This window comes from Ruegeria sp. AD2(2025) (genome assembly GCF_056542385.1).
In genome coordinates this window covers 29,598-50,398 of record NZ_JBQFZS010000011.1, presented here as the reverse complement: position 1 = coordinate 50,398, position 20,801 = coordinate 29,598, and the positions used below count along the sequence as shown (strand labels likewise).

General features: G+C 51.8%; 17 protein-coding genes and 2 pseudogenes. 6 read left to right on the top strand and 13 right to left on the bottom strand.

Annotated elements, in window-relative coordinates:
* Positions 1–309 precede the first annotated feature (309 nt).
* Together ACR1XV_RS18260 and ACR1XV_RS18255 are read left to right on the top strand one after the other, a co-directional pair.
* Positions 310–1,209 carry a S66 peptidase family protein gene (locus ACR1XV_RS18260; RefSeq protein WP_480533962.1) on the top strand — a complete coding sequence of 300 codons (900 nt, stop codon included), beginning with the start codon at positions 310–312 and terminating at the stop codon, positions 1,207–1,209.
* 276 nt (positions 1,210–1,485) lie between these two features.
* A pseudogene (locus tag ACR1XV_RS18255) lies at positions 1,486–2,138 on the top strand (IS5 family transposase); the annotation flags it as partial.
* Positions 2,139–2,389: 251 nt separating this feature from the next.
* On the opposite strand, the gene ACR1XV_RS18250 reads toward ACR1XV_RS18255, so the two are convergent.
* Entirely contained in the window at positions 2,390–2,872 is a 483-nt protein-coding gene (locus ACR1XV_RS18250; RefSeq protein ID WP_480533960.1) for a GNAT family N-acetyltransferase, read from the bottom strand.
* A gap of 350 nt (positions 2,873–3,222) precedes the next feature.
* Between ACR1XV_RS18250 and ACR1XV_RS18245 the strand changes: the two are divergent.
* Positions 3,223–3,432: pseudogene (locus ACR1XV_RS18245) on the top strand (transposase); the annotation flags it as partial.
* A gap of 84 nt (positions 3,433–3,516) precedes the next feature.
* Here the strand turns inward: ACR1XV_RS18245 and ACR1XV_RS18240 are convergent.
* The 12 genes from ACR1XV_RS18240 to ACR1XV_RS18185 are packed head-to-tail and all read right to left on the bottom strand — an operon-like array spanning position 3,517 to position 16,168.
* Positions 3,517–4,623, bottom strand: coding sequence for a serine hydrolase domain-containing protein (locus tag ACR1XV_RS18240; RefSeq protein WP_480533958.1), 1,107 nt, complete (start codon positions 4,621–4,623; stop codon positions 3,517–3,519).
* Positions 4,607–5,386: a cyclase family protein gene (locus ACR1XV_RS18235; protein WP_480533956.1), complete on the bottom strand. Its 780-nt coding sequence runs from the start codon at positions 5,384–5,386 to the stop codon at positions 4,607–4,609. Before ACR1XV_RS18235 ends, ACR1XV_RS18240 begins: the two co-directional genes overlap by 17 nt.
* Positions 5,383–6,639, bottom strand: coding sequence for a CaiB/BaiF CoA transferase family protein (locus ACR1XV_RS18230; RefSeq protein ID WP_480533954.1), 1,257 nt, complete (start codon positions 6,637–6,639; stop codon positions 5,383–5,385). The genes ACR1XV_RS18235 and ACR1XV_RS18230 overlap by 4 nt, the downstream gene beginning before the upstream one ends.
* A gap of 38 nt (positions 6,640–6,677) precedes the next feature.
* Positions 6,678–7,670 carry a DUF2332 domain-containing protein gene (locus tag ACR1XV_RS18225; protein WP_480533952.1) on the bottom strand — a complete coding sequence of 331 codons (993 nt, stop codon included), beginning with the start codon at positions 7,668–7,670 and terminating at the stop codon, positions 6,678–6,680.
* A 24-nt stretch (positions 7,671–7,694) separates the two neighbouring features.
* Positions 7,695–9,032, bottom strand: a complete 1,338-nt coding sequence (locus ACR1XV_RS18220) for a nucleotide sugar dehydrogenase (RefSeq protein WP_480533950.1) — start codon at positions 9,030–9,032, stop codon at positions 7,695–7,697.
* Between the two features lies 1 nt (position 9,033).
* The gene (locus ACR1XV_RS18215) at positions 9,034–10,881 is read right to left on the bottom strand and encodes a CoA transferase (protein ID WP_480533948.1); all 1,848 of its coding nucleotides are present in this window, start codon (positions 10,879–10,881) and stop codon (positions 9,034–9,036) included.
* Positions 10,878–11,828, bottom strand: a complete 951-nt coding sequence (locus ACR1XV_RS18210) for a hypothetical protein (protein WP_480533946.1) — start codon at positions 11,826–11,828, stop codon at positions 10,878–10,880. Before ACR1XV_RS18210 ends, ACR1XV_RS18215 begins: the two co-directional genes overlap by 4 nt.
* Positions 11,825–12,613, bottom strand: a complete 789-nt coding sequence (locus ACR1XV_RS18205; protein WP_480533944.1) for a class I SAM-dependent methyltransferase — start codon at positions 12,611–12,613, stop codon at positions 11,825–11,827. Before ACR1XV_RS18205 ends, ACR1XV_RS18210 begins: the two co-directional genes overlap by 4 nt.
* Before the next feature lie 5 nt (positions 12,614–12,618).
* Positions 12,619–13,959 (bottom strand): ATP-binding protein, encoded by a 1,341-nt coding sequence (locus tag ACR1XV_RS18200; protein WP_480533942.1) that lies wholly within the window; start codon positions 13,957–13,959, stop codon positions 12,619–12,621.
* Positions 13,956–15,209 carry an MFS transporter gene (locus ACR1XV_RS18195; protein WP_480533940.1) on the bottom strand — a complete coding sequence of 418 codons (1,254 nt, stop codon included), beginning with the start codon at positions 15,207–15,209 and terminating at the stop codon, positions 13,956–13,958. Before ACR1XV_RS18195 ends, ACR1XV_RS18200 begins: the two co-directional genes overlap by 4 nt.
* Positions 15,148–15,822 (bottom strand): RraA family protein, encoded by a 675-nt coding sequence (locus tag ACR1XV_RS18190; protein WP_480533938.1) that lies wholly within the window; start codon positions 15,820–15,822, stop codon positions 15,148–15,150. Before ACR1XV_RS18190 ends, ACR1XV_RS18195 begins: the two co-directional genes overlap by 62 nt.
* A complete protein-coding gene (locus ACR1XV_RS18185) occupies positions 15,815–16,168 on the bottom strand; it encodes a Rid family hydrolase (RefSeq protein ID WP_480533936.1) in 354 nt (117 codons plus the stop codon). Before ACR1XV_RS18185 ends, ACR1XV_RS18190 begins: the two co-directional genes overlap by 8 nt.
* Positions 16,169–16,442: 274 nt before the next feature.
* Here ACR1XV_RS18185 and ACR1XV_RS18180 point away from each other — a divergent pair, with 274 nt between their 5' ends.
* The 3 genes from ACR1XV_RS18180 to ACR1XV_RS18170 are packed head-to-tail and all read left to right on the top strand — an operon-like array spanning position 16,443 to position 20,792.
* The gene (locus ACR1XV_RS18180) at positions 16,443–18,680 is read left to right on the top strand and encodes a CaiB/BaiF CoA transferase family protein (protein WP_480533934.1); all 2,238 of its coding nucleotides are present in this window, start codon (positions 16,443–16,445) and stop codon (positions 18,678–18,680) included.
* 41 nt (positions 18,681–18,721) lie between these two features.
* A complete protein-coding gene (locus ACR1XV_RS18175) occupies positions 18,722–19,945 on the top strand; it encodes an aminotransferase class I/II-fold pyridoxal phosphate-dependent enzyme (RefSeq protein WP_480533932.1) in 1,224 nt (407 codons plus the stop codon).
* A gap of 40 nt (positions 19,946–19,985) precedes the next feature.
* Positions 19,986–20,792: a hypothetical protein gene (locus ACR1XV_RS18170; protein WP_480533930.1), complete on the top strand. Its 807-nt coding sequence runs from the start codon at positions 19,986–19,988 to the stop codon at positions 20,790–20,792.
* The last annotated feature ends 9 nt before the right edge of the window (positions 20,793–20,801 follow it).

The following is a 20,801-nucleotide window of genomic DNA, read 5'->3' as shown; positions in this document are numbered from 1 at the left end:
GAAAGTCTCAAAATCTTGAACGTCACACGAACCTGACCCCAACCGCCACAGTGCGACCAGGGCAGGGTGAACGATCAACATAAGATGGCGCACCAAGCCGAAAAGTTCTTATGCAATGAAATGGGCAACGAGCTGCAGATCGATGACGGGTTGCAGAAGATGTTTGCCTCGAGCCCATTTGAACCGATGCTGCTGTTGAACGTCAGAGATGTTTGACTTTTCCGTCACAACATTGACCCAACAGAACCCCGGTCGTACTCTCCGGTCAGCTTTGTCCCGTACAGCCAATCCCCAATTGGAGACTGAATTATGCCCCTGCTGCAATCAGGCGATCTGGTGCGCTTCGTATCGCCAGCCAGCCGCGCGGAACCGGGAGCAATTGAACGACGCGCCGAAGTTTTACGATCATGGGGCTTGCGGGTCGAAATTGGGCCGCACGCGTTCGACAAGATGGGCTACTTAGCTGGCTCAGATGATGTACGTCTTGCCGACCTCAACAACGCTTTTCTTGACCCGGATGTGCGCGCGGTTTTTGCGACGCGGGGCGGCAAGGGGTCCTATCGTATTGCCCACCGACTGCCTTTTGACACAATTGCCCGCGACCTGAAGCCGCTGATTGGATTCAGTGACATCACCACGCTTCAAATGGCCCTATGGCGAAACAGCGCGGCTCCCAGCGTCCACGGCGCGTTGACCGGCAGTGATGACGACCAGCTTAGCGATATTGCAGCGCATTCTTTACATGCCGTCTTGATGGGGAGTGAACCGATCACCGTCACGTCCGATCCCGCCATTAAATCAATGGCGCTGACAACAGAAGGGCAAGCAAGTGGCCCGCTGATCGGCGGCAGTCTCACAATGTTGGCTACTGCCGCCGGATGGGCGCTACCCTCCCTGATCGGAGCAATCCTTTTGATCGAGTCTGATGGGATCGCAATCGGCCAGTTCGAACGAGACCTGACCCTGTTATTAAGAGCAGGTCATCTTGAAGGCGTTGCGGGTGTTGCAATAGGCCACATCACCGGAACGCCGTCGAATCCGCCGATTGATGCAGTCGGGTTGCTGCGTCAATATCTTGAAGGGTTTGGCGTTCCTATCCTCGGCGGACTCCCGATTGGTCACGATCCAGATGCGCGATCCATCTTGATTGGCACTCATACGCGGATCGACGCAGACGCGGGAACGCTAACACAGCCTGCTTGGGCTTGAACTAGAAAACACAGTTTATGTCGGCATCTCTAACAACATCAGAGATCAGATTGTTCAGCGCGTTTGGTTGCGTCATCGGAACGTAGTGGCCACTGTCTTTGATCACATGCAGGCGGCCATTGTCCGATAGTTTTGCAAGTCAGCATGAATAGCTCAAACCCGGCAGCTCATCTCGGTCGCCTGTTACGACATGTATTGGAATGGTGCTTTTCATAACCACATGCTCGCAACTGCTGCGTGTGTAGGGTCAGGACCCATTGATTTCCAACTGAGGGCGGGATTATCTTCATCAATCGCAATGGTTTACGGTGGCGTGATGCACCTGCCGCTTATGGCCCACACAAGACGCTGTACAACCGTTGGAAGCGGTGGAGAGGCAAGGGCGTCTTTGCCCGGATAATGGCGGGTCTGGTAGCCGAGCACGCTGAACAGAGAACCGTCAATATCGATGCAACCTATCTCAAGGCCCACCGAACAGCGACCAGCATGAGCGTGAAAAAGGGGGGCGTGGACGCCTGATTGGTCGGACCAAAGGTGGCATGAACACGAAGCTGCACGCCGTCTGCAACAGCCAAGGCCGGCCGCTCAACCTCTTCGTCACGGCAGGACAAGTCGGCGATTACATCGGTGCCCGCGCTTTGGTGGGCAGTTTGCCAAAGGTGGAATGGCTGCTGGGAGATCGCGGATACGACGCCGACTGGTTTAGAGAAGCGTTGAAAGACAAAGGGATACGTGCATGCATCCCGGGCCGGAAGCAGCGCAAGAAACCGGTGAAGTACGACAAATGCCGCTACAAACGCCGCAATCGGATCGAGATCATGTTCGGCAGGCTGAAAGACTGGCGACGCGTGGCAACTCGATACGACAGATGCCCCAAGGTCTTCCTCTCAGCCATCGCCCTTGCTGCAACCGTACTCTATTGGCTATGAGTCCTGACCCTAGAGAATGCACAGGAGTCTCGTTAGTGAATTTCAGGGCAATCTCAAAAAAAGTAACCTCAATGAACCTCGCCACCTGAAATAGTCCACCGCTATGTTTAGGAAACGGAGGACCAGGAATGGCGACCAAGGCCCGAAGCGATTGTCTCAAAGTTGCGGCAGCTGTTTAGCGCCATAGCCAAGGCCAGTTTCCAGCCGTTTGAGCCCCCGGGGAACGGCAAGCGGACAGCTCCCACTGACACTTATGAGGCAATTCGGACAGAAAACCGCGCCCCTTGGTTTTCTCTACGTTCGAACCCAAGGGATGTGTAAAAAGCCTGAGCTTTTTGATTGTTCGGATGAGTTCCGACCATCAAGAAGCTGCATGACAGCATAGCCGCCTGAATCTTGCAGGCCTTAATGAGGTTCTGGCCCACACCCTGGTTCCGAAACGCTGCCTCAGTGAAAAGGTGATGCATGTCCATTCCCCTGGCCCCAAATTGGAGTTGAACCACTCTACACATGGCTGCGTATCCAATAATTTCGCCGTCCATCTCTGCGACGACGATGTAAATCCAAGGGTTTTCACTGAATAAATCTCGAGCAAGATCATCATGTGTAAGAGACGGAATGTCGCCATGATGTTTGGCCAAATGACTGACCAACTGCACAATTCGATCAATATCCGCTGCGAGGGCGCGCCGTATCAATCCAAAATTAGTAGGCAAGGGGAGAAGTCGTTTCATTATTTTATTCCAAATTCGCTGCGGGAGGTAAGTCATGTGTCACCATACCGCGGTAAAATTTAAAAGCTCACCGCACTTTATTAGTGCGATAGAAATAAGCCATATTTCTAATGGTATTCATGTTTGTGATCTTTTCTTCGTAGCAACTCGAGATTTGTCAATGACGGCAAATTTTATGCCTCCCTGCCCTCCTGTGGGACCTACCGGCAGTCAGTTTTTCCACTTTAGTAGATATCGAAGTGAATAGAGTGATCTGAAAAAGGAAATTTTGACCATATGGGTGGCTAGCTTTCGGGCTATTGCGGAAATCGCAGGATACGTGTGTCTAGATTGACTTTGAATTTTGATCATCGGAGACCCGGCAGTACGACGTATCGACGAAGTTCAAAAAGAAGGTCGAAATACTCTTTGCCCACCTTAAACGCATCCTGGGCCTCGAACGGCTCCGATTGCGCGGCCCATGAGGTGCCAATGACGAATTCCTCCTCGCTGCCACCGCCCAGAACCTCCGCAATTTGGTGAAGTTCTTTCCCGCACCGCAGCAAATGCACAAAGCCTGAATGAAAGGCACGCGTACACGTCCAACGCGCCACTTTCTGAGATCGCAACATGTTGTTCTTCAACAGATTCAGCCTACGACGGCTCTACGCTGCGCAAGCATAGACGTCGGAAACGAACCGTTGGATAACAGCCATTGTTTTTGGAGAACAGAATGGCAATACTTGTGTCAGATATACGCCGCAAAGACTGCTGCGACGGTCAACCCATAGGAAGCAATTATAGGAACCACCCCAGATTGCGGCACCAAATGGCACTATTTGGGCGCGCGGTCCTGAAACAACAAAGCCATAGCCAAATCGGTCCTGAGAATGCATGAAATCAAAAGAAGCCGAGAAATCAGGGCGCGACGACAACTGTCGATAGAGCGGTCGCTCCTCAATTTGATTACTAAGCATAAGTTGTAGAGAATGCTCCGAAATTGGCACCGAACCATCACAATATGACTGTGCTAGCTTCAGCATATCAACCGGTGTCGAAAAAAGGCCGCCGTCGCCTGAAGGTTTACTCGACACCCATGACGAGCGAACGGGATGAAGTTCAAAGCCGCTACAGCTTTCTTTGAAAACGTCTACAATGCGATCTCTCGAATCCTGAGGCACTGAATAGGTTGTCTGGGTCATACCAAGTGGGTTGAGTACGATCCTCGCCAAAACATTATCGAGTGTGTCATTCGAAAGTGCTTCAAGGGCTCTCCCAAGCCACTCGAGGCCCGGACCATAATGCCAACGTGTTCCGGGTGGATAGAGTCTGCACCCGGTCTTTCCGAGTGCTAAGAGCTGCTGGCGCACTGCATCGGGACTGGTGAAATCGTAGGCAAGCCCGCTAGTCTGATTCAACAACTGGCGTATCGTGATTTCCTCAGGGGGGTGGTGTTTGACATCTGCTCCCATGGCGGGGTAATCGAAGTTTAGCTCAGGGAAGCTGCGAACAAGATCACCGATGGTTGTTTCAAACTCTAGTGCACCGGTCTCGATCATTCGCATAACCGCCATCGAAGTTACAACTTTAGTCAGTGAAGCAATTCGAAAGACCGAGGTCTCCGATACCTGCGTGCCTCCGTGTGTTCTACCCCCTGAGACACTGTAAATTGGTATACCATGCTGAGTAGCGACACCGTAGTACGGTAGTTTTTCTGGAACAGATGAAGGCTTGAGTATTTTAGAAGTCTGGGTGCTATCGGCTGAGGGCATCAGACAAAATCGCGACTGCGCGCGTAAACCCCGCAGAAGCGCCCTTGATTTTGAAAGGAAAGCAGCAAACGTGAAACCCGGCATCTGGCAACGCTTCGAGATTTGCGAGCTTCTCGAGTTGACAATAGGCGACATGCCGTCCGAATTTATGGGCTTGGAAGATTGCGCGAGCATCGCCTGTTCGCAAGTGGTTTTCTATCATATGCGGCAATGGAATATCCCAACTGGCCGCATCGGTTCCCACGATTTTCACTCCAGCGTCAATTAAGAACTTCGTTGCTTGATCGCTGAATCCACAACCCTTTGCAAAATAGTTGCGTTGATGGTGCGCTCCGCCAGCAGATGTGTTTGCCAACACTATCTCATAAGGGGATAATTGATGCTCTACCTTATCCAGTGCTCTTTGCAGGTCATCAACAGAGACTAAATGCCCATCGTCAAGAAAGCGCAGGTCCAATTTCACACCTGGCGCGTAACACCATTCGAGCGGCACCTCGTCGATTGTCGGCGACGGCAAGCCTGCTGTTTTGGAGTGATAGTGAAACGGCGCGTCGAGGTGGGTTCCGTGATGTGTAGAGAGGTTAATGTTCTCCATGGCACAACCCTCCCCATCCGGCAAATCACTGATGACAAGACCTTCAAACAGTCGGGTCAAACCTTTACCCGCCTCTGCGTGCGATATTCGACGTATCGCGGCATTTTTCACGGGTGAGTTATAAACAGTATCGGGGTCAAGCGTCATCGACAAATCAACGATGGTCATGCTCGTACCTCCTCGCGTTTCTGCATCTCACGCGAGAAAACAACCCCAGTGCTGTTAAGGCTTTCTATTTCTGCCAGACTGTAACCGCATTCACGCAGTATCTCGGTAGTGTCTTCACCCAGCAATGACGCTTTTTGCACTGCAGGGCTCTTTTCTGAGATTCTTGGAAAATTGACCATGCCGGCAAGCGTACTGAAAGTACCGTGCGCACCGTTCTCTACGGAAAGGAAGAAATCCTCAACTCCTGGAAGTGCTAAGAATTCGTCAAAACTTTGTAGGCGGCTACACCAGATGCCCGCAGCGTTCAACGTTGATTGCGCCTTTTCGACCGGCCATGTCCTTAAAACTTCAGCCACAGCTCGAAACACCGCGTCCCGCCATTCACGCATAGCTTCTTGCTCTGTTTCTGCAGGGCGCTGCTTGGCAAGACGGAGAAGTTCGGACGATCCGGTTGTGCGCCCGACCAATCCGACATCTGAACGTGCTATGGCTAAATGTCCATCGGCCAATTCGAACAAGCCATAAGGTGGGTTCATATAACGCGAGGCGTGTGGTTCATCGCCCAAAAGGCGACCTACCTGGAAATTGCGGTATGTGGCTATTTCTTGCATCTGGAGCTCCAATGCAGCTGAGATCATGCTTACTTCCCAACACGATCCCCTACCGGTTATCTTTGCACCCAGAAGCCCACCCAGAAGAGCTTCGGTGGCAAGATGAGATGTGCAAACATCAACGCAGAAAACAGGGCTAGACTGATGGGGGACCGCTCGTGTGCCTGCATTAGTCATAATCCCAGTGTAGGCCTGCAGCAGCAGATCGATACCAGGAAGCGTGCCTTCCGGATCGATATGGCCAAATCCAGAAATAGCGACGTGTACAATCTTGTGATTCCACGCCTTAACCGACGCATAGTCGAGACCGAGAGACTTTACCGCCTTTGGTCGGTAATTGGTTACTACAGCATCGCACCGAGAGATCAGTTCGCGCAAAACCGCGTGGCCCTCGTCGGCTTTGAGCTCGATGGCAAGCGAACGCTTGCTACGGTTGAGCATCATGTAACTCGTCGACATTTCTCCCAACCTGACGCCGCCGATTGCCATGTTGCGCGTGATGTCGGGATGCTCTGGTCCTTCAATCTTAATAACAGTTGCCCCGAGATCCGCCGCCCGCAGTGTGGCCAGAGGTCCTGCTAGCGCGGTCGTGAAGTCAAGAATTGTAATTCCTTTCAGGGGATATTCTACTGAATTGCTCATATTCAATGAGGCCTCCGGTGCCCTTTGTTAGGTAGTGTCTAAATGTTTTCGGTACTCTTGATACCAGAAAGCCGGTCACCATACGGAGCCGACCAGGCGCAGGCCATGCCATCGACGCGGGTGAGGAATCTCAAACCCCGTGCGGCTTGGCCCATCCACCCGTTGGTGTTTCGAAAAACACTAGGAGCTTCATTTGAAATCCATACAGCGTCACTGGCAAGCATACGCTTTTGAAATGTCTCGCGCTGATCTCTATCTTGCACGTAGGAAAGCACCGCGCTGTGAAAGATAACCGGTACCGAGCCTGATGGCACCTCAGCCAATATGCGGTTGAGGCCTAAACTAAGATCACCGGTTTCAACCGTTAGCTCTGGCGTTGCGGCTGCTAATCGAAGCGCTTTGTCAAGACGCGCTCTACGGTGTTCATGTTCCGGCCAAACAAGCGTCCTAAGCCATGCAGCGTCATTCTCGCTTGCAGCGCTCAGCGGGTTAAGGTCGAGCCCACGCCTCCAGACGATCTCTGGATGGCGATCGGGCAAATCTATTTCTCCTTCGACGGTACAGCGAAATTCAGGCGCACCTTCTGATGCCTGAATTCGGATTTCTTCAGTTTTAGTAACATAGGTGTAAGCGTATTTGTCGGGTAATAGGCAGAGGCCCGCAGATGCTCCCACCTCAATCAGTGCAATCGGTTGGCCGATTGCGGAGAGAAATGGCATGAGTGTGGCGCACCGACCAGGTTCGTTCGTCTGCGTACGCCGGTTTTTCATGAGCTCCGCCAACTCGAGAGAATTTTCGCAGACTATATCTCCGATTTCGCCTAGCTTGGGTACTCCAACCAGATAGCGAAGCGCGGCGAAAAGAAGGTTGGGTTGTCGCTTGTCAACTGGAAGAGTTGCAAGAAACTGTAGAACAGTCGCACATTCGGCCACTTCTCGAGCGAGTCGTTCATAGATGGTCGAGACCCCCTTGGCTTCCAGCTCAGCAAAGCCCAGATAGGATTGTGCGATTTTAACAGTATCTTCGTACATGTGTCGAAATCCCTCTCAATAATATCAGGCCCGAACCACCAGCCTGTCTATTGAATCGTTGCCTAGTACTATCGCATTGCGGGTGTCGATGATCGGTTGTCCCCAATCAGCCAATACGTTGTAGTCGAATTTGGTGTGGTTGGTCACAACCACTGAAACTGATACGAAATCATTCGATAGTTGGCGAAGATCATGGATCCGTTGGATCGGTCTGCCTTCCAAATCTGTTAGAGTATCCACGTAAGGGTCGTGAAAACAAACTTCACCACCGAGGCGGCGGACCTCCTGGGCGATCATTGCCGCTGGGGATTCACGTTTGTCGGCGACATTTGGTTTATAGGCAACACCTACAATCAGAACCATTACGCCATCCAACGCTGACTTGTCCCGTTTCAACGCCACCTTAATCTTATCCAAAACAAAAAACGTCATCTTCTCATTAACCTCGTGGGCGAGGTCGATGAACTGACTTCGGTGCCCGTATTGCGAAGCACACCAGTTTAGGTAGTGGGAATCAACTGGTATGCAATGCCCTCCCACACCAGGCCCAGGGTAGAATGGCATGAAACCAAAGGGCTTTGTTGCGGCGGCTTCGATTATTTTCCAGACATCGAGCCCCATTCCGTCGTATATTATCTTTAATTCGTTGATCAGCGATATATTCACCAACCGAAATGTGTTCTCAAGAAGCTTCGCGGCTTCAGCGATTTCGGGTGTATCCACCAGCACCACGGTATTCACCAATGTGCAGTAAAACGCCTGGGCTGCGTGCCGCTCAAATCCGTCCAGCCCCGAGACAATACGGGGCGTGTTACGTGTATCGAAACTGTCACAGCCGGGATTCTCTCGCTCCGGTGAATAAGCAACATGAATCGTGTTCAAACCACGAGGCTTGGCACTAGCGCGAACGGACGGCGCAAAGATGGTTCGCGTGGTTCCTGGAAAGGAAGTCGATTCCAGAATAACTAGTGCCCCGTCTTTCACAACTTTGCCTAGGGCAGACGCGGCATGGGTCACGTTCGACAGATCTGGCTGCCGGTCGCCGTCAAGACCCGTTGGCACGCAAACCACCACAATGTCGCATTCCGACAGTCTGTCATAGCAAGATGTAAATGCGAGCCTGCCCGCCTCAACGAACGCGTGCAATTGTTCGCCTGAGACACTGTCAGTGGAACTGTTGCCGTTGCGTAAATAGTCGACTTTATCACAGTCAATATCCAGCCCAGTGACTTGGTACCCCGCTTCCACTGCCAACACTGCAATAGGTAATCCAACATAGCCCAGACCCACTACTCCCACATGTGCCTCTCGGCCCTCTATTAGCGAAAGAAGAGACAGGTCCTGCGCCGTAAAATCCTTCATCTCAGATATCTCCTAATCCGTTAAGATTTTGAAAGAGCCGTTTAACGCCGATACTCGCGCCACGAATACGCAGCGGTGTCTCGAGGACCGAAAGTCCGCCTCTGGCATCTCCAATATGTTTGATAAGACCGCGATGTTGTGTCTGTGGCATGTTCAGCACTTGCGCGAGCGGCGTTGCGCGCTGGGAATTGGCCTGCAATTCTGCTGTCAGCCTTTTTCCTGGATTATAGGTGCGCGAAACCTTTGCAGCCCGGCTCGCGTTGGATGTTGCCCAGACGACACAATCGTGCATTGTGATGTCCACATGTCGGTAAGAAGCCAACCTAAACTGACGCGCCAAGGCGAGCGCATTCACCAACGCCACCTGCGCTCCAATCAGATCAGCTATCGAAGGGCCAATCTTCAGGGGACGACCGTCTACCGCGTTTGCGGCCATCAGACCCGAAGAGCCCTGTACTATGATGTCATAAGCGGGTCGGCCAATCTTACCCTCACAATGCTGGAAACCAGTAATCGAGCAATGGGCAAGACGCGGACAAGCCTCAGCCAGAACATTGGCTCCGAGCCCATACTCAGCAAGCTTGCCGGGCTTTAAATTGTCAATCAGAATATCCGCTTCCTCAAGGAGATCAATCAAGGCGTTGCGGCCCTTTTGCGCCTTAAGATCGAGCCGGATGCCTCGCTTGTCGGTATTGGTCAAATGAAAAATGATCGAATTCCCGTCGCTATGTGGAATTCCGCTTTGGCGCGCCGGATCGCCGAAGGGGGCTTCAATTTTTGTGACGTTCGCGCCTAGTGCAGCAAGGTGCTTTGCGGCAAGCGGTGCGGTAGTGTTGGTGCCTACTTCCACGACTTTTAGGTTACACAAAGGTGAGGGTCGGTCAGGGGCGTTCTGATCACTAACTAAGCTTTTCAAGCTACAGCCTTGTGTAAAACGCCACGGAATACTTGCCTCCATAGAGCCGACCGCGCGGTCGGCGGTGCCCGCATGGGCAATCTCACCACAAGGAATGTCCTGCTCCATCAACGACGAAAGACAATCTGATTTTGACAAGTTAATTGTCCACCCCGAAATCAATTCGTCGAGTTCCTCAATATGAGCCAACCGGCTCTGTGCCGTGGCGAACAGCTGCGGATCGTGTGGCGCAGTGTTCCCAATGAGCTCGACGAGCCGTTGCCATTGTTTATCTGTCGGCGCACATATTATGATCCAACCTTCAGCGGTCGGGTAGATATTCCAAGGTGCTAGTGCGGGGTGGCGGTTGCCGAGTCGCGTCTGCTCACTACCCGCAATTGCGGCTGGCAAAAAAGTCAGGAGTGCGTTCACCGCCACGTCGAAGCGCGCTATATCGACAACGCGCCCGGCACCATCGCGGTCGCGCATAATCAACCCAGCAATCGCGCCAGCCGCTGCGTAAAACGCCGCTTGACAGTCGATTGGATAGCCTGGAGCGCATATCGCTTGGCCACCCGGAAAACCAGTGTAGTCCGCAAATGACGAAAAACGCTGAAGTTCCGGATCACTCAGCGACAGCCCGCGGAGAGGCCCGGTGCCACCGAAAGTTGTTATATCGCACACAATTATGCCCATTGCCGCCATTACAGCGGTACTCACCGTTGTACGTTTCTCGCCTTCGCTTGACGTGACGACAATGTCAGGGCGAATTATCCTTCTCTTATAAATATTCGGCCAGTCTTCAAGGCACTCCGCAAATGTGACCTGCGCCCCCAATGCAGCCAGAGCTTGGGTGCAGAGCACAGACGGCACAGTTGTGTCAACGCATAGGACTGATATTCCATTAAGTGGCAGAGCCGCATTTGCTGCCTGCAACTGACCTAGCGTGTTCATGGGGCACCTACTTGGTACCCTTCGGAAAGAAGGAAAGACACCACAAGCAGATCATGATATGCGTTACCGGTCGAGCTAAAAACCGTAGGACGCACCGAGGCATCCTTCCTAGAGAACATTTCCTCAACTTCAATTGCCTTCTCGTGCACAAGTCCGGCTTCCTGCATCGCCTGCGTCCGCTCTTCTACGATCATCAGCGAGGTACGCAATTTCTCCCGTGGGACCTCACGGCTCACTGTTGTATGTCCGCCCATACAGTTTATGTGAGCGCCCCTCGCGAGGCCGCTGAAGTCGTCAAGCGGTGTATTGGAGCGTGTTGCAGTTGCCACGAGTGAAGCCCCGGCGAGTGCGTCAGAGAGCTTGTCCAGAACCGCGCAGCGCACTCGCGCTTGGGTCAACTTGCGCATCCGGTTGGCGAATGCTTCGGTTCGATCCTTGCTTCGCCCGATCACACAGTATTCTCGAATTGAGCACGCATGCTCCATCGCTAGAAATTGCTCCCAAGCCTGAACACCGGTGCCGACGATCACAGCGTTGTGTGGGCCAGGTCCGGCGCAGTTCGCTAACACCACCGCCGAAAGCGCATAGCATTTAAGGCGCGTGACTGTGGCGCCGTCGAAATGCCCGACGAGTTGGCCATCGCCTGCTGAAAAAGCCGTTACCTCCGCCGCGACCGTAGGAGTAGTCACGCCGCCTGACGTAAGTTTCACAACTCCAGATTTGACCACGAAAAGGTTATCCTGCGGTGAATAGCAAGGCATGGACACGCCAACGGCATTTTTTAGGGGTACGATCGAGCGCGCAGGCGTATGCGCTGCATATCGACCGCCTTCACGCAGTGCACGTTCGAAATGCGCCACAAGACGCGTCCGATCAACCCACCCAAGCAGATCGGGTACGCCACGGTTCAACGCGGCGGCCGCAAATCTTGAACTTTCAGCGGTCATTGGTCAACACTGCCCGCATGTATACAGGCGAGCGACGCTTCTTTCGCGTGCACTCGTGCGATCCGTCCCGCAAGCGGCCAACGGAGATCAAAAATCTCGTCGCTCCGGCCATGGTCAGCTAGATATTGTTCAAGCTCGAACCCCAGATCCACACCTGTGCGCCGACAGTAGTCGATGACGGACGCCCGGCTTCGGTAATAAGAAACTACTTGTTGTCCAGTCAGTTTCTTAAATGTGCTCATCCCAGGCATCGCGATTTCGCTTGGGAAGGGGAAAGGCAGATTCTTGTATCCGTCGCGCATACGTTGAATAGCGGGTCCACCAAAACGCGAAATCTTACATGCAATGTCCCCAAGAAAATCCGATATGATTGGATCGCCGTCGATAACCGGCTCACCGTAGCTGACAATGGCGATGACGCCGTCCGCCGTACTAACTCTGCACGTTTCTTTGTAGAACTTGCTCAAATCGAACCAATGCGCCGCCATAAATACGCAGGTGCAATCAACCGAATTACCTTTGAGACCACTATGTTCTGCCGGCCAATGCTCATAGCGGATGCGTGGATGGAGTTTGGCGCGTTCCAGCTGAGCAACGCTGGTGTCCGAGGCGATGACCTGGTCAAAGAAACCCGCCAAGTGATGTGATGCTTGACCGCTACCGCAACCGACGTCCCAGACTGTTCCCCGCCGTGGGGAACAATCCCGAATGAACTCAAACAATTCGATAGGATAGGATGGGCGGTTCAAATAGGCGTCTGCGACGCCTCCATATGGTGATTTCATTTTTCTCAGTCTCTATTTGGGTACTTATAATCTCGGGAAGAATGCCTTTTTTGTGCCTTTTGCCTGAGGTGCCGTTCCGCTAATGCGGCCTCAACATGTGGCGGGCACCAAACAGAGGCGAGTGTCATGGATTGCATTGACCGAAGCGACAGAGGGCAATTGCGGAACATCGCCACATACATGCGCATCACGCCCTTGGTATCTGTGAACAATCGCCTCCACAGCAGGTCGCTCCGATTGTGCAAGTTCAACATGTCACAAAAGAACTGGCCTGCGAAATTGCGATAAGACGCGATTTGACTGCGGTGACCTCCGATGATGTGATCAAGAACATATGCGTACGTGTTGCGCAGGAAAGCATAGGTATCCTCAACCCGTGAGATGCAACGCACCGAAGGAGCTATAGGGACAAAATCCAAATCACTCCTGCCTTCTCTGATCATTGCGAACAGCGAAAAGAGCTGTGGCACTAGTATGACGAGCATGCGTGTATTCGATCCAAACCGGCAGTTCACTTCGACAAGCTTATATTTTTTTGAACGTCGGCAGAAACGCATCTGCACGACAAAAAATCCTTTTGCATTCAGTGCCTTAAGGGCTCTTTCAAGTAACTCGATTTCAGGTGGATCTTCAATAATAGAGATCGAAGTGCTCACCGAAGGTGCCAGATGCCGGTATTTTCGTAGTGAGAACCGCATAATAGTTTTGCCGTTAAGGTCGAAGAGGAAGTGGAATGACACTTCGTCGTTTCCCGAGAGCCATTCTTGGAGCGCTATAGGTCTTTCAGCGGCAAGGAAAGCTCCGATCTCGGCCTTGGAGTAGCACATGGCGACTCCACGGCCGCCGGTCGATTGCGAGCGCTTCGCGATGACCGGGGACCCCCAAAGTTTTAGCAATGAACCCGCGTGGGATACATCGTTAATAGTATGGCATTCCGGCACAGGAACACCCAATTCTTTTAGCACTGAGATACTGCTGAATTTATTGGACAGTGTTTCGTAAAGTTCACTATCCGGTGCCCAAACTGCATAACCTTCAAATACGGAACGGTTTTCTACGACAATTCGAATGTCGGCATCGTTAGAGGGAAAGACCACCTGAATTTTGTGACAATGCAAAAATTGCAGCATCCGCTTCAGGTATTTATCGGTGTCCGAGTGCGACTTGTTGTTTTCGGAAGGCGTGTGAAGGTAGAGATAAGCTTTGATCCAGCGGCAACCAGTATAAGGCATGCGAGGATGTTCGGTCGAAGTATAGACTTGGTATCCAGCTTCATGCGCCTTCACTGCCAAAGCATAGCTGCCGTTTCGGTGGATATTTGGAATAAATATGCGCGTTGCAGTCATCTTATACCCCGCAGAACCAGAATGCTCAAAAAGATAATTACCGGACCGAACGGCATCACCGACTTGAGTCCCCAGCTATGCAGTGCGGCATAAAGCGCGGCACCTGCAGAGCTACCACCAGATATTGCGAGGAAATAATACCCCAGTGCCTGACCTTTAAGTTGCTCCGGAGCCTCAGTGTGGATGTGTTCGGCGATACTGATACGGACAAGCACGACAAGAAGCATTGCGACACCAAAAGAAACAGATGCAGTCGGCAAGTTTCCAGAAAACAGGCCTAGAGGAATTAGCAATGATGCGACGAAGAATGTAGTCGGGAAGTGGTGGTTCGTGAGGCGAAATGTGGTGAGGAACTTCGCAAGACCAGCGAAGAACGAAAAGATTGCGACGACGATCGACAGCGTTGTGAAACTCTTCGCGCTGGCATGGAGATAACTTTCGGTTAGCATCGGAAGAAGTTCAAAAAAAGCGCTCAGAAAAACAGCTTCGAACGCAGTCAGGAAAAGCAACGATCGTAAAACCCCATGACCGTTCAGCGCACGTAGACCTGAAACGATGGCAGTATGTATCCCAGCCTTGGGTATAGGTGTATTCTCTTGAGACCGATGATAGCGGAACAAATGCGTGGTTGCGCCTAATACAGCATACGACAACATATTTACTAAATATGGGAGCCAAAGCACTTCAACTGCGAAGACGCCCATCAGTGCTAGGGGAGCAGTGACGCGACCAACGTTCAAGCAAATCGTATTTAAGGACAAAGCGTTACCGATGCTCTGCTTTGAAAACGCGTATCCTAAGATTTTCTGGTGAACTGTTCGACTGAACGCGGACACGATTGACATTGCAGCGGATATTACAATCACAAAATAAGCAAAGTTCTGCAGTGGCATAATAATTTGTGCCGCCACAGCACAAAACGAAAGGAGTGCCAAGAGACAGCATATGACATAGCTGGCGCGGATCAATTGGATTCGGTCAGCCACAACACCGGCGTAGGGCGTAAGAACTAGGTTCGGCAGAAATTCTGCAATCGCCAGCAGTGATAATGCAAAACCGGATTTTGTTGCCTCCCAGACAACATAGGAAGTAATCAATCGATAGAGCCAAGTTCCCATATTGGTGCAAAATGATGCAATCCCAACCAGGGCTAGGTTTTCGGTGACAGCTCTTGCCCGGATAGTAGAATCATTTGTTAATAACATAACCCTGAGCGGCCAATTCATCATTAACGTTAGAACGAAAACCAAGGTTGACTTCCGAGCGCAATTGCCGTTCCGCCGCTAGGTCACGCGGAACAATTTCAGCGACACCAGCCGCTAGGTCCGAAGGGATCACTACAATTCCGTCGCGATCACCGAAAATCAAATCTCCCGGTTTGATCCAAACGTTCCCGACAGAAACCGGTACATTAACACCGCCAGCTTTGATAGCGTGGGGGTAATAGTAGTTTCGTGCCGTCGTACCACGGCAAAATGTCGGAAACCCCATTCGTACGAGACCAGGGCTGTCGCGGGTGCATCCATCTATCACAGCACCCACCCCTCCGCGCGCTGCTATTTTTTGCGCCGTGCCGTCTCCGAATGAAGCCCAATCTGTCGACCCACCAGCGGCGACAACGAGGATATCGCCGACTGTCATCGTATCGATTGCGGCTCGACGTACTGTCAAATCGGTGCCAAGCGAAGTGACGGCAGTGCCACAGATCATATCAGTCGGGTCGAGGGGTTTAATTGCCTGGTCAAGCAAGTAGTGCTTTCCAACCCGGTCACTTACGAAAGCAACATAGGCTTTCTCGATTTCTGCAACATATTGCGCAGCGCTCCTGTCTATCGACAGGTTGATTACTTTTTCTTCAAGCATCAGACCACCCCTCAGCTACGATTTCCACCAGAGCCCCATTGCGGAGCGTTGCACCAGTGACAGACCGGCATGGTTTGTGGGGAAAACTCTTGGCGTAAATCTCGTTCAGCTCGGAATAAAGGGTTAGATCTGATAAAAAAACTGTGACAAAGTTAATGTTTTTCAACTTTAGGTTATGTATGCTCAATGCATGATTAAGATGATTAATGATAATGCAAAACTGTTCGGATACAGTTTCACCTTGAATGACATCTCGATCCCATGACTTTATCCCAGACAACTTAAAATGCCCGGTTGGAGATTTCACCAAATCAGAATAGTGTCCATCGTTGTCATATGTACGCATTTTTCAGCCTTTTTCATTTAAAAACACAATTTTATGCTACTTTTTGACCAAACCAATCCTTCACAAAAGGAGCAGCTCAGCCCCTTTTTTTGCCAACGACATACACTAATTAAATACCAAAAATTTTTCCTTAACCTAATTCCATATTAAGCGATTCGTAAACATATTTTTTCAAAAAACGGATAATCTCTGGCATATTTCAGCGCTCTTGATTTTTAAAAATGAATCGTGTTCTGTATGTGTAAATTTTCTAGAATCGCCTTTAGGTTTAATAATGACGCCAGTAGTTAATGCGCCCCTGCGCCTCCCCAAAATGCCACTTCGCGGAATGCGCGTTTGTGAGATTTCGCATCACCTTAGCGGTCCGTTATGTGGTCTCTATCTAGCTGAATATGGCGCTGACGTGGTTCGCCTCGAACACCCTGCGGGTGATCGGTTACGTCGAGTCTTTGCCGAAGGTCATGAATACGGCGCACCATTCGCCGCTACCAATCGAGGTAAGCGCATCGTTCGAGCCGACCTGCGCACAGAAGAGGGCCTGCGAGTTGCAAAAAGACTGATTTCAGGATGTGATGTCGTAGTCACCAATTTCAGACCCGACACTTTGTTAAAGCTGGGACTGGGCCCGGACGCGGTTCAGGCCATAAACTCGACAGCCATTTATCTCAGCCTGTCTTCTTGTGGGTGGGAAGATGGCTTTCGCACCGTCGGTATGGATGACGGTGCGGCACAGGCAGCGTCTGGTCTTGCGCATGCAACCGGTTGGTCTAATGATGAACCGATTCTGGCCCCCATACCCATCGGCGCGACTGTTTCGGCACTGTTTGGCGCTATCGTTGCTACAGCCGCTTGGGCCCGCGGCGTTTCTACGTCTGTTGACTGCGCCCTAGTCGATTCACTTGCCACTTGTCTTGAATTCCCTCTCATGAAAGCAGCAACATTTGGCGAAGTGCCTGCGCGTAACGGCGGGCGCCACCCGTCAAGTTCTCCTAGTCAGCCCTTTCGGACCAAAGACGGCTTTTTAGCGATCATGGCGGCCTCCGAAACGGACTTCGACAAACTCATGACCGCGTTAGAACTTCGCGACCTCCCGAAAAACTCTCACTTCAATACTTATGCGGCCCGCCTGCGAAACCGCGACATGCTTGAAAAGCAAATCGAAGTTGTACTGAAAACAAATGATACCGGATTCTGGTTTGAGCGGCTTTCGGCATTAGGAATAGCTTGTGCACCTTTGCAGACGCTGGACGAAGCCATTGAGACCGCCAAAACACAGGATTTTGGTACGATCCACCCGTTGCCCTATGGCAATTCACAATGCGATATCGTGGCGATCCCTGGTGGCCGTGCGGCGCGAGGATTTGGGAATGCCAAGGGACCGTCGGATATTGCAACTCCAGGTTGGTCCCGCAGATCTGGTGCTGCGTTGAAGCAACCGACCTGTAAAGTTCTGGATGGAGTGCGGGTGCTTGATCTGACGAGATTTCTATCTGGACCATTTGCCACGCTTATTCTTTCCGATCTAGGCGCCAATGTCTTGAAAGTTGAACCGCCTGGGGGTGATCCTGCCCGACGTTTCAGCCCCTTCCTCGGAGAAAAGAGCGGGTATTTTGCGTCTGTAAACCGCGGCAAAAACACCGTTACTGTAGACCTCAAGGAACCAGATGGCCGAATCAGGATTTTGGAGGAGGTCGAGCGAGCCGATATCCTTGTTGATAACTACCGCCCGGGTGTGATGGACCGGCTTGGATTGACGCAGAAGGCGCTTGAAGAACGCAATCCGAATCTCGTGAGGGTGTCCATCTCCGGTTATGGAAGTGACCGGCCTTTTTCGAACCGCGCGGCCTTCGATATGACGATGCAGGCTTTCACCGGCATCATGCACCAAACCGGCCATAGCGTTCGCGACTATACGCGACTTGGTTTCTCTGCTGGGGATATTACAACCGGGCTTTTCGCAGCGTTCGGCGTGGTGGCCGAGCTTGCGAGCGTGAGGCGGAAAGTAGACAGGGCGGCAACCCTCGAAATCCCAATGTTCGACTCACTGATGGCTATACTAGAGCCATTAATCGTACGACAGTCAGTCGGCCACCCCGCAGTCATTAAAGCCGGGGGGCGTCATTCTGGCGGCACCCCGATTGGAATGTTCGCCTGTGCCGACGGGTACATCTATCTTTCGGCGGCTGACGACAAAAGTTTCGCTAAACTCACTCAGATACTCAAAATGAATGACACGCACAAGAAATTCGTGGCTCTTGACAAGCTTGCACGGCAGAATGCGAGTGCAGAGATTGATGCCGCTATCGAACAGGCTTGCAAGGAATGGCGCATCGAAACGCTCTGCGCGGAACTTGAAGCAGCAGGGATTCTGTACAGCCCCGTTCTCGATCCTCTCTCAGCAGTACAAAGTCCGCTCTTTCGCGACAGAAACCTATTCGAGGATTGGGACGGATTTCGGCTCATTCGCACACCGTTTCGAGACATCTCCAAAACCATCGGAGAACGTCGCTAAGCCCCACAGCCTAAACCCAAACGCCTACACGAGGACACTTTATGAACATCACCGATCTAAATCTCGACAGGCCGACCAATCAGTTCACAAATCTTGGTAAAGCCATATCTCTTGGCAATGAGGCTTGGCAGGCTGTTGACGATGCAGGGCTTCTAAACATCGGAGTCGAACACTGCGATTCAGGGCGGCTCATCGACGAGAATGGCCATACTTTCATTAATATGTGTTCTTGTTCGTATCTTGGTCTCGAAGGACATCCAAAAATCGTGGAAGGCGCGGTTAAGTCTCTTCGTAATGCAGGCACTCTTAACCTTTCCACCGCGCGGCTACGAATCCACTTACGACAAGTTGATCAACTTGAAGAAGCATTTAGCGGCCTGTTCAATGCTAAGGTTTTCACCACCATCAGTTGCGCCGCTGGATCCGCTGGAGTTCTCCCTATCATTGCATCAGGCGCCCTTTCGGGAGGAAACAAGCCGGTGATGGTATTCGATCAGAACTGTCATTTCTCGATGAACCTGACCAAGCCAATATGCGGTGATGAAACCGATGTTTTCACCTGCAGAAACAACGACGTTGAATACATCGAAGAACTATGCCGTAAACATAAAAATGTCGCCTATGTGTCGGACGCCGCTTATAGTATGGGCGGGTTTGCACCAATGCAGGATTTGAACCGGCTGCAGGAAAAGTACGGTCTCTACCTATATCTTGACGATTCACATTCGCTGTCAGTGTACGGCAGGAATGGCGTAGGTTATGCACGGACGGCCTCCGATAGCCTGCATGACCGGACGATCATATCCGCATCACTCGGCAAAGCATTTGGAGCCTGCGGCGGAATTGTTATGGCTGGCAAGGCCATTAACGGTGCATTAGTCGAGAGGTTCGGCGGACCGATGGCTTGGTCGCAGTGCTTAAACCCCGCTGGTGTTGGCGCAGCTAGCGCCTCGATCGAAATCCATATGTCGGAAGAACTCGAGGAACGCCAGCAAGCACTTCGTAAAAACATCGCGCTCATGGATCAACTGGTACCTAGCTTAAACACCGGGAGCGAGAGTCCAATCCGCGTTGTGCCGATGCCTACGCCAGAAAAAGCTGTTACGATTTCAAAAGAGATGTACCGGCAAGGTTTTTACACATCGGCCATATTCTTCCCGATTGTCAAACGCGGAACTGCGGGTCTGCGGGTCATGGCGCGTGCAGACCTGTCTCACAATGACATCACGCGATTTGCCGATGCGCTCGCTGACGCAATGCACTAAATGCAGCAGGACATTGGCTCCAATTGAAGGAGTTCCACCTATGATCCGAATACTGAGAGCAGACGCCTCTTACTTCCATTGCATGTCACCAATTGACGTAGACCCCGAGCGTTTTCTCAAGCGACGCAAACGCCGTTGGGGGTTTCAGCTCGGCACCTACAGAGCGGAAGGCAATAACGGGACAATTCGGGTTAAGCGTGTTTATCTCAACTACCTTCCGAGAAAGAAACTATTCGATTTATCGCTAGTCTGCTTGCCAGGGCGTGTGTATCTGGTTTGTGGCAGCAGCCTTTACACTGAGCGTCTCGCTCGGGCGGTTCTGTCATTTGCAGTCAACAACGTTAACACGGCAGCATTTGTCGTTGCAGGCCGCGGTAAGGTCGGACGTGCCGTAGCACGCAGTTTATCGACTATTGGACCCGTTCAACTTGTCGGGCGGGCCGCCATCCCACATATGGATTTGTCGACCAGCATGCTTGTCCTCGCTACCGACGCCAGTACGCCGGTTGTTTTACCGAAAGCGGCGGCATCACGAGCGCCAATAGTCGTTTCTGTTGGCAACAAGACATCTCCTGTAGACTGTGAAGTCAACGCGGCGACATTTGGCAGTGTGCAAACGGACAACCAAGTCGAATGTAAACGTCGCGGGTTTACAGGTATCGCTCCAATGGAAGTTCTTTCCGAATATCCCAAAGATAATACCCTTATCATGCTTTTTCAGGACGACGCCTCCGAGTTTCGAGAAGCCTACGCATTTGTCCAAGCTTGGGAAAACACAAGTCGCAAAAGACACGTTCCAGGCGTTGTTACAACATCTCCTTCCTCCGACACCTCAACTTTAAATTAGAGATAAACT